An 8680-nucleotide genomic window follows, 5' to 3' on the forward strand; every position below is an offset into this window, starting at 1 on the left:
GCACTGCATTGGAATATGGATTCCCGCCTTCGCAGGAATGACGATGAGGTGATCATCCCGCTACAAAACGCTGTTCGGCAGTCAGCCCTTCAGCCGCTCGGCATGCCAGGCGATGTGATCGGCCATGAAGGATTCGATGAAATAATAGCTATGGTCATATCCCGGCTGCATCCGCAGCGTCAGGTCTATGCCCGCAGCGGCACAGGCATCGCGCAGCAATTCGGGCTTTAGCTGCTCGACCAGAAACTGGTCGGCATCCCCCTGATCGATCAGCAGTGCCCCCGCCCGCGCGCCATCTTCGATCAGCGCAACCGCGTCATATTCGCGCCACGCCGCTCGATCCGGTCCCAGATAGCCGCCCAGCGCCTTTTCGCCCCAGGGGCAAGCCAGCGGCGATGCGATCGGCGCGAACGCCGAAATGCTGACGAAGCGACCGGCGTTGCGAAGGCCGATCGTCAGCGCGCCATGCCCGCCCATCGAATGGCCGGTAATCCCCTGTCGGTTCAGATCGGCCATCGGAAACTGCCCCGCGATCAGCGCCGGCAGCTCATCCTCGACATAGCTTCGCATATGGAAATAAGCGGCCCAGGGCTCCTGCGTCGCATCGACATAGAAACCGGCACCCTTGCCGAAATCATAGGCATCGTCATCGGGAACATCGTCGCCGCGCGGCGACGTGTCGGGCGCGATGAAGATAACGCCATGCTCGGCGCAAGCCCCGCGAAACCCGCCCTTGTCGGTGACGTTGGCGTGGGTGCAGGTCAGCCCCGACAGATACCACAGCACCGGCAGCTTCGCGCCATCGGCATGCGGCGGCACATAGACCGAATAGGTCATGTCGGTGCCCGTTGCCGAGGAGCGATGGCGGTACACCCCTTGTGTACCGCCGAACGCACTATTGGTCGAAAGCGTTTCGATGCTCATGCCGCCGGGCGATGCATCGCGCAGATCTTGTTTCCGGCCGGATCGCGCAGATACGCAAGGTACAGCTTGCCGAACGCAGCCGTGCGGAACCCCGGCGCATCCTCGATCGCCGTGCCACCGGCAGCCAGACCAGCGGCATGCCAGGCATCGGCCGCCTCGGGCGAATCGGCGGCAAAGCCGATGGTGCCGCCATTGGCGTGGCAGGCGGGCGCACCGTCGATCGGCTTGCTCAGCAGGAACAACCCGGCCGGATGCATGTACATAACGCGCCCCATCGGATCGACCCGCCCCGGCTTGATCCCGAGTGCCCCCAGCGCCGCGTCGTAAAATGCCTTCGAAGCATCGATGTCATCGGTGCCGACCATCACATGACTGAACATTGTCTTTTCCTTCTCCTGTCGCCCGCCCCGGTTCATTCCCGGCACGGTGCGCTGCGCTGCTCAATATACGACGACCGATCGGATGCTTTCCCCGGCATGCATCAGGTCGAACCCCTTGTTGATCTCGTCGAGGCTCAGGACATGCGTGATCATCGGATCGATGGCAATCTTGCCGTCCATGTACCAATCGACAATTTTGGGCACGTCGGTGCGCCCGCGCGCGCCGCCGAATGCGGTGCCGCGCCAGTTGCGCCCGGTGACCAGCTGGAACGGGCGCGTGCTGATTTCCTTGCCCGCTTCGGCCACGCCGATGATGATGCTGGTACCCCAGCCGCGATGGCATGCCTCCAGCGCCTGGCGCATCACATCGGTGTTGCCGGTGCAGTCGAAGGTATAATCGGCACCGCCATCGGTGAGCGCCACCAGATGCGCGACAATGTCGCCGCCAACATCCTTTGGGTTCACGAAATGGGTCATGCCGAACTGGCGGCCCCATGCCTCGCGGTCGGCGTTGATGTCGACGCCGACGATCATCCCCGCACCGGCCAGCCGCGCGCCCTGCAACACGTTCAGCCCGATACCGCCCAGCCCGAAGACGATCACGGTATCGCCAACCTGCACCTTGGCGGTGTTCACCACCGCGCCCACGCCGGTGGTCACGCCGCAGCCGATATAGCAGCTCGTCTTGAACGGTGCGTCTTCGCGGATCTTGGCGACCGCGATCTCGGGCAGCACGGTGAAGTTCGAAAAGGTCGAACAGCCCATGTAATGGAAAACCGGCTGCCCCTTATAGCTGAAGCGCGAGGTGCCGTCGGGCATCAGCCCTTTCCCCTGCGTTGCGCGGATCGCGGTACACAGGTTGGTCTTGCCGCTCAGGCACGACTTACACTGGCGGCATTCGGGGGTGTAGAGCGGAATGACATGGTCGCCCGGCGCCACGCTGGTCACCCCGGCGCCGACTTCGCGCACGATCCCGGCGCCTTCATGACCCAGCACGCTGGGGAACAGCCCCTCGCTGTCGAGCCCGTCGAGCGTATAGGCATCGGTATGGCAGATACCCGTCGCCATGATCTCGACCAGCACTTCGCCCGCCTTGGGGCCTTCCAGATCGAGCTCGACGATCTCCAGCGGCTGCTTCGCTTCAAACGCGACGGCGGCGCGAGTCTTCATTGGCTTTGCTCCTGGGCGATACTCTGGTCGCCGCCCAAGTCGCTACCCGGTCTGCCCGCGTCAACCCCGCGCGCCTGTATTTGACCCCGGCCACGGCAGGAGTAGACATTGGCAATGGCTATAAAAAAACCCACGCCGCAGACACCCGATGGCCAGGCACAGCGAAAGTCGCTGCGGATTCACGGCGCGATCGCCCGCGATCTGGGCATGTCGATCGTCACCGGTCGCTACATGCCGGGCGAAGTGCTGAGCGGCGAAGTCGCGGCATCGGGCGAATTGCGGGTATCGCGCACCGCCTATCGCGAGGCGCTTCGCATTCTCGCTGCCAAGGGCCTGGTCGAATCGCGCCCCAAAACCGGCACGCGGGTATCGCTGCGCGCCAAGTGGCATTTGCTCGATCCCGATGTGCTGTCGTGGATTTTCGGTACAGAGCCCGAGGAAAGCCTGCTCGAAAGCCTGTTCGAGCTTCGCCTGATCGTCGAGCCACAGGCAGCGGCGCTGGCGGCGGTGCGGCGAACCGACGCACATCTGGCGCAGATGCTGGCCGCGCTGGAAGGGATGGCCGAACATACGCTGGCGTCGGAGGCGGGTCGCCTGGCCGATCAGCATTTTCATGCCGCGTTGCTCGATGCCTCGGGCAATCCGTTCCTCGCCTCGCTGGCAAGCGGTGTCGGCGCGGCGGTCACCTGGACGACGGTGTTCAAGCAGCGCGAAATGCCGCTTCGCCGCGATCCACTGCCCGAACATCGCCGGGTGTATCAGGCGGTGGCCGCCCGCGATGCCGACGAAGCACGCCGGGTAATGACCGAATTGGTCGACATGGCATTCCTCGACACCACGATCGCCATGCCGGCCAAGGACGGCGAAATGCCCGCTTCCGAAGCCTGACCCCGCTCCCGCTTGGGGGAGCGGGGCCGAGCCCTTTCAGTCGAGCGACTTGGTCACCTTGCTGCCCCACAGCGCGTAGAACAGGATATACAGCTCGCAAATTGCGGTCAGCAGGAACGACCATTGCAGGCCATATTCGTCAGCCAGCCAGCCTTGCACCACCACCAGCGCACCGCCCGCAATCGCCATGATCAACAGCCCCGAACCTTCCTCGGTCAGCGGCCCCAGGCCGCGAATGCCGAGCGTGAAGATCGTCGGGAACATGATCGAATGGAACAGCCCGACCAGCACCAGCGACCACATCGCCACCGGCCCGGTGGTGAACACCGTCACCAGCATCACCACGAACGCGCCGATCGAAAATACCGCCAGCACCTTGGCCGCATCGAACTTCTGCATGATCAACGATCCGGCAAAGCGCCCGATCATCATGCCGCCCCACAGGAAGGTGAGATAATGTCCGCCCTCTTCGGGCGTCAGGCTGGCGATTTCAGGTAACCCGACAAAATTGACGAACAAGTTCGCCACGCCGATTTCGGCGATCAGGTAGATGAAGATCGCGGGGATGCCCCAGATCAGGTTGCGATGATGCCACAGCGAATGCTTCGCCCGCTCGGCCTTGGAAACGCGGTTGGTCGCCGATCCCATCGCCGGCAGCGGAAAGCGCGCGATGATGACCGCGAGGACCAGCAGCACCACCGCGACCATGACATAAGGCAGCACCACCGATTGCGCGTCGGCCAGCCGCTGCGCCGGGGTCAGCACCGTTCCCGCCTGCGACGTCCCGCCGACCGACCGGCCCAGTATCAGATACGCCCCAAAGGACGGCGCGAGCATCGTGCCCAGCGAATTAAGCGCCTGCACCAGGTTCAGCCGCGACGAAGCCGTCTCTGGTGACCCTACCACCGCGACATAGGGGTTCGCTGCTACCTGAAGCAACGTGATCCCGCTGGCGATCACGAACAGCGCGAACAAAGTCACGCCATAGGACGGCATACGGGCGGCGGGCACCATCAGCATCGCACCCACCGCCATGATCACCAGCCCGACGACCAGCGACTTTTGATAACCGATCCGCTCGATCAGCTTGGCCGACGGGATCGATGCAAAGAAATAGGCGATGAACCACACCGATTCGATCAGCGTCGTCTGGGTGTAATCCAGTTCGAACACGCTGCGCAGATGCGGCAGCAGCGTGTTGTTGATGACGGTGATGAACCCCCACATGAAGAACAGGCTGGCGAGCAGGGTCAGTGCCGAGCGATAGACCTGTGGGCCAGCGCCCTGTCCGGTCGCGGTTGTGGCGGCGGTTGGCGGCAACGCCATTTACAGGCTACCCGCGATCAGGGTGATGACGATGTTCATCCACTATCCTCTCTACATCCCGCCACCGGCTATATGCCGGTCGCTTCAGATACTCCGCCCGGCGGGTTATGCGGCTCATCGATGCCGTGCAAGCCGCCAGCGTCACGAAAAGCCCGGCGTCTGCATTGATCGATCCCGCGCCGCCGGTTAAGTCTGAGTAATAACATCGGGAAAGGACCATGAATGACGCCCAAGCACAATAGCGGTTACCAGCCCGGCACCTCCGGTCGCGGAAAGGCCTGACCCGATGGCAATCCGAATCGTGCAATTTCGCGAGGGCGACGCCCGCGCGGTGGCAATGCTCGACGACACCGGCCCCGCCCGGCGAATTGCCGGCGTCAGCTCGACCTATGATCTCGCCCGGGCAGCACTGGCCGAGGGCGTGTCGCTCGCCGCCGCCGCCGCTGCGCGCGCTGGCGACGAAATCGATGTCGACGCCCTGCTCGCCCAAGGATCGCTGCTCGCGCCGATCGACCATCCCGATACCGCACATTGCTGGCTCACCGGCACCGGCCTCACCCATCTCGGCTCGGCCGAGGGACGCAACAAGATGCACCAGGCCGCCGCCGGTGCCGCCGTCACCGATTCGATGCGGATGTTCCAGATGGGGGTAGAGGGCGGCAAGCCCGCCGCCGGCACCCCCGGCGTCCAGCCCGAATGGTTCTACAAGGGCGATGGCAGCCATTTGCTGCCCACCGGGGCCGCACTCCCCTCCCCCGCCTTTGCCGAGGACGGTAGCGAGGAACCCGAACTCGCCGGCATTTACATCATCGACGACGAAGGGCGCCCGCGCCGCCTGGGCTTCGCGCTCGCCAACGAATTTTCCGACCATATCGTCGAACGCGGCAATTATCTGTGGCTCGCCCATTCGAAGCTTCGTCATGCAGCGCTGGGGGCCGAATTGCTGACCGGCGATTTGCCGCAGGATGTGCGCGGGACCAGCCGCGTCGTTCGCGGCGGCAGCACGATCTGGGAAAAGCCGTTCCTGTCGGGCGAAGCCAATATGTCGCACAGCATCGCCAACCTTGAGCATCACCACTTCAAATACGCGCTGTTCCGCCGCCCCGGCGACATCCATGTCCATTTCTTCGGGACCGCGACCTTGTCGTTCGCCGACGGGATCAGAACGCAGGACGGTGACCGGTTCGAGATCGAAGCCGCCCCCTTCCGCCTGCCGCTCAGCAATCCGCTGACCACCAGCGCCCCCGAACCGATCGAGATTCTGCCCCTATGACCCGCCCTGTGACCCGGATCGCCATCGCCGGCATCGGCAAGATCGCCCGCGACCAGCACATCCCCTCGATCGCCGCGAACCCCGATTTCGATTTCGTCGCGGCGGTCACCGGGCATCAAGCCCCCTCGGGCATCCCCGGCTTCCGCACCATCGCCGAGATGATGGCCGCCGATCCGGGGGTCGAGGCGATCTCGATCTGCACCCCGCCACGCGGACGGCTGGCTTTGGTGCGACAGGCGGTCGATCACGGCCTAGACGTCATGATCGAAAAGCCCCCCGCCGCGACCCTTTCCGAAGCGCAGGCAATCGTCGACACCGTCGCAAAGGCTGGCCGTGTCCTCTACGTCACCTGGCATTCGCGCGAGGCGGCAGCGGTCGAACCCGCGCGCGCCTGGCTCGAAGGCAAAAAGATCAACCGCGTCGAGGTGAACTGGAAGGAAGACGTCCGCGTCTGGCATCCGGGGCAGGCCTGGATCTGGGAGCCGGGGATCGGCGTATTCGATCCCGGAATCAACGCGCTGTCGGTGATCACCCACATCCTGCCGCGCCCGCTGCTGCTCCAGCAATCGGCGCTGCGCTACCCATCGAACAAACCATCGCCAATCGCCGCCGACCTCCATTTCCAGGATAGCGCCGGCGTGCCCGTCGACGTGTTCTTCGATTTCGATCAGCGCGGGCCGCAGACCTGGGATATCGACATCGACACCGATGGCGGCCAGATAAAATTATCGCTCGGCGCATCGAAAATGGCGATCGACGGCAATCCCGTCGAATTGGCCGACGACCCCGAATATGCCCGCCTCTATCGCCGCTTCGCGCATCTGCTCAAGACGCGGACCAGCGACACCGATCTCACCCCCTTCGCACACGTCGCCGACGCCTATCTGCTCGGCCGGCGAAGCGAAGTCGGCGCGTTCACGGAGTGATGTTCGGGGTGAGCCATGCTCACCCCGAACAAAACCTCACCCCGCGTACAGGTTCGGCAACAGCCCCACCGCGCCCGATTCGACTTCAAACAGCGCCCCGGCATAGGCCTCGTCAGCCTTGCCCTCGCTCGCCGAGGTCACGAACATCCGGTCGAGCTTCGGCCCGGCAAAGGTGATGTTGGTGATCTGGCTGGCGGGCAATGCGATGTGGCGATCGACTTTCCCGTCGGGCGTGAATCGCGTGATTCGCGATCCGCCCCACAATGCCACCCACAGACCACCTTCGGCATCCACCGTCATGCCATCGGGATTGCCCCAACCCGGCTGGTCGATCCGGATGAACACGCTGCGCGGCCCCGCCTCACCATCGGCGAAGGGGTAGCGGTAGATCAGCCCCTCAGTGGTGCTGGTGTGGTATAGCCATTTGCCATCGGGGCTGAACGCCGGCCCGTTGGTCACCGCATAGCCGCTGTCGATCGTCTTCAGGCCGTGATCGGCCCCGAAGCGATAAAAGCTCCCGACCGGCTTGTCGGCCCCCACCGGCATCGTCCCGGCCCAGATATTGCCCTCGGCATCGGCCTTGGCATCGTTCAGGCGATTGTCGGGCATGCCAGGCTCGGGGCTGGCCAGCGGCGTTACCTTCATGTCGATCAGGTCGAGCGCGACGAACCCGCTCTGGAAACCCGCGATCAACCCCGGCTGGTCGCGGCGCTCGATCACCCAGCCGATCCGCTCGGGCATCGGCCAGCGCGCGATATTGCCATCGGCCAGCGACAACCGGTTGAGCGCGGGCGACAGAATATCGACCCAATACACCGCCTGCTCGCGCGCCGACCAATAGGTACCCTCACCCAGCCGATCGCGAACGCCCCCGCGTTCAACGACTTTCCACGCTTCAGCCATCTCTTTGTCTCCGTTGTGATCTTTTCAACACCGCTGCTGGCATAAGCAAAATTCTCGTCCGAAGTATATCGGTTTGCGCGGGTCTGAAGACGCTTTGTCGACCCGACTGCCTTTTGCAACACCGGATCAACGGCGTGGCCTCCTGTCGTGCAGAAACCAATATACGATCCGCAGTAGGTTATAGCGGAACCAAGGTTATTTGATGCCTTCAGTGCAGTGGGATCGACTCTATTTCCTACAATACCAAACATACAGATTTCGTCCTCGAGAGCACATACTTCCGGCGGCTTAGATCGGCTCGTATGCCATTTGGAAGGAATAGGTTGGTGCTTAGTACTGCAATTCTACTTACGGCTATACCCGTAACGCTAGCCCTCCCACTGATTGCGCCGGTTGCAGTCGGCGAAACTGACATCAAAACCGTGCCCGTTATCGTAACCGATATAGAAACCAGTGAGGCAGCGCCGCAGCAAGATCAAAAGACCAATAGCGAGGCCGTATTCTCAACCGGCGTTGCCAAAGGTCGCGACCGGCTCGACAGTGCGACCTCGACAAGTGCGCTACGGGCAGACGATATACAGAAGCTGGGTGCCAGATCACTTGCCGACATTTTACGGAATATTCCGGGAATTCGGACTGAATCGTCAACCGGCGACGGCAATTCAAGCTATACCATCCGAGGGCTTCCGCTCGCGTCTGGCGGCTCGAAATATATGCAGATCGAGGAGGATGGTCTGCCCGTCCTCGAGTTTGGCGACTTCTTCAACGTGGCGTCCGACATCTTCATCCGCGCGGACTTCAATCTTGCTGCGATCGAAGCAATCCGTGGGGGGTCCGCATCCACATTCGCCTCTAAGAGGCTGACCGAAAAAGAAGTTGGGTGATATCAG

The 8680-nt window shown here is 63.1% G+C and carries 9 protein-coding genes; 4 read left to right on the forward strand and 5 right to left on the reverse strand.

The window, feature by feature from the left end:
• Positions 1 to 81: 81 nt before the first annotated feature.
• Genes fghA through QU44_RS15740 form a run of 3 tightly spaced genes read right to left on the reverse strand, consistent with a single transcriptional unit; the run spans position 82 to position 2474 of the window.
• The gene (gene fghA, locus QU44_RS15730; protein WP_033923360.1) at positions 82 to 924 is read right to left on the reverse strand and encodes an S-formylglutathione hydrolase; all 843 of its coding nucleotides are present in this window, start codon (positions 922 to 924) and stop codon (positions 82 to 84) included.
• Positions 921 to 1304 (reverse strand): VOC family protein, encoded by a 384-nt coding sequence (locus tag QU44_RS15735; RefSeq protein ID WP_033923367.1) that lies wholly within the window; start codon positions 1302 to 1304, stop codon positions 921 to 923. The genes fghA and QU44_RS15735 overlap by 4 nt, the downstream gene beginning before the upstream one ends.
• Before the next feature lie 60 nt (positions 1305 to 1364).
• Complete coding sequence (locus tag QU44_RS15740) at positions 1365 to 2474, reverse strand: S-(hydroxymethyl)glutathione dehydrogenase/class III alcohol dehydrogenase (RefSeq protein ID WP_033923361.1); 1110 nt, start codon at positions 2472 to 2474, stop codon at positions 1365 to 1367.
• 114 nt (positions 2475 to 2588) lie between these two features.
• Here QU44_RS15740 and QU44_RS15745 point away from each other — a divergent pair, with 114 nt between their 5' ends.
• Positions 2589 to 3362, forward strand: coding sequence for a FadR/GntR family transcriptional regulator (locus QU44_RS15745; RefSeq protein WP_052134977.1), 774 nt, complete (start codon positions 2589 to 2591; stop codon positions 3360 to 3362).
• Between the two features lie 36 nt (positions 3363 to 3398).
• On the opposite strand, the gene QU44_RS15750 is transcribed toward QU44_RS15745, so the two are convergent.
• Complete coding sequence (locus QU44_RS15750) at positions 3399 to 4688, reverse strand: sugar MFS transporter (protein WP_033923362.1); 1290 nt, start codon at positions 4686 to 4688, stop codon at positions 3399 to 3401.
• 286 nt (positions 4689 to 4974) lie between these two features.
• Between QU44_RS15750 and araD1 the strand changes: the two genes are divergently transcribed.
• Together araD1 and QU44_RS15760 are read left to right on the forward strand one after the other, a co-directional pair.
• Positions 4975 to 5961, forward strand: coding sequence for an AraD1 family protein (araD1, locus tag QU44_RS15755; protein ID WP_033923363.1), 987 nt, complete (start codon positions 4975 to 4977; stop codon positions 5959 to 5961).
• Positions 5958 to 6887 carry a Gfo/Idh/MocA family protein gene (locus QU44_RS15760; RefSeq protein ID WP_033923364.1) on the forward strand — a complete coding sequence of 310 codons (930 nt, stop codon included), beginning with the start codon at positions 5958 to 5960 and terminating at the stop codon, positions 6885 to 6887. The genes araD1 and QU44_RS15760 overlap by 4 nt, the downstream gene beginning before the upstream one ends.
• Before the next feature lie 36 nt (positions 6888 to 6923).
• Here QU44_RS15760 and QU44_RS15765 read toward each other — a convergent pair whose 3' ends face one another.
• A complete protein-coding gene (locus tag QU44_RS15765; protein WP_033923365.1) occupies positions 6924 to 7790 on the reverse strand; it encodes an SMP-30/gluconolactonase/LRE family protein in 867 nt (288 codons plus the stop codon).
• 326 nt (positions 7791 to 8116) lie between these two features.
• Between QU44_RS15765 and QU44_RS15770 the strand changes: the two genes are divergently transcribed.
• Positions 8117 to 8674, forward strand: coding sequence for a Plug domain-containing protein (locus tag QU44_RS15770; protein WP_443018094.1), 558 nt, complete (start codon positions 8117 to 8119; stop codon positions 8672 to 8674).
• The last annotated feature ends 6 nt before the right edge of the window (positions 8675 to 8680 follow it).

Source organism: Sphingomonas sp. 37zxx, assembly GCF_000786205.1.
GTDB lineage: Bacteria > Pseudomonadota > Alphaproteobacteria > Sphingomonadales > Sphingomonadaceae > Sphingomonas.

Bases quoted from the DNA above. Each gene is read 5' to 3' on its own strand.
- QU44_RS15750 (WP_033923362.1), bottom strand. From the start codon at position 4,688: ATGGCGTTGCCGCCAACCGCCGCCACAACCGCGACCGGACAGGGCGCT.
- QU44_RS15745 (WP_052134977.1), top strand. From the start codon at position 2,589: ATGGCTATAAAAAAACCCACGCCGCAGACACCCGATGGCCAGGCACAG.
- QU44_RS15765 (WP_033923365.1), bottom strand. From the start codon at position 7,790: ATGGCTGAAGCGTGGAAAGTCGTTGAACGCGGGGGCGTTCGCGATCGG.
- fghA (WP_033923360.1), bottom strand. From the start codon at position 924: ATGAGCATCGAAACGCTTTCGACCAATAGTGCGTTCGGCGGTACACAA.
- araD1 (WP_033923363.1), top strand. From the start codon at position 4,975: ATGGCAATCCGAATCGTGCAATTTCGCGAGGGCGACGCCCGCGCGGTG.
- QU44_RS15760 (WP_033923364.1), top strand. From the start codon at position 5,958: ATGACCCGCCCTGTGACCCGGATCGCCATCGCCGGCATCGGCAAGATC.
- QU44_RS15735 (WP_033923367.1), bottom strand. From the start codon at position 1,304: ATGTTCAGTCATGTGATGGTCGGCACCGATGACATCGATGCTTCGAAG.
- QU44_RS15740 (WP_033923361.1), bottom strand. From the start codon at position 2,474: ATGAAGACTCGCGCCGCCGTCGCGTTTGAAGCGAAGCAGCCGCTGGAG.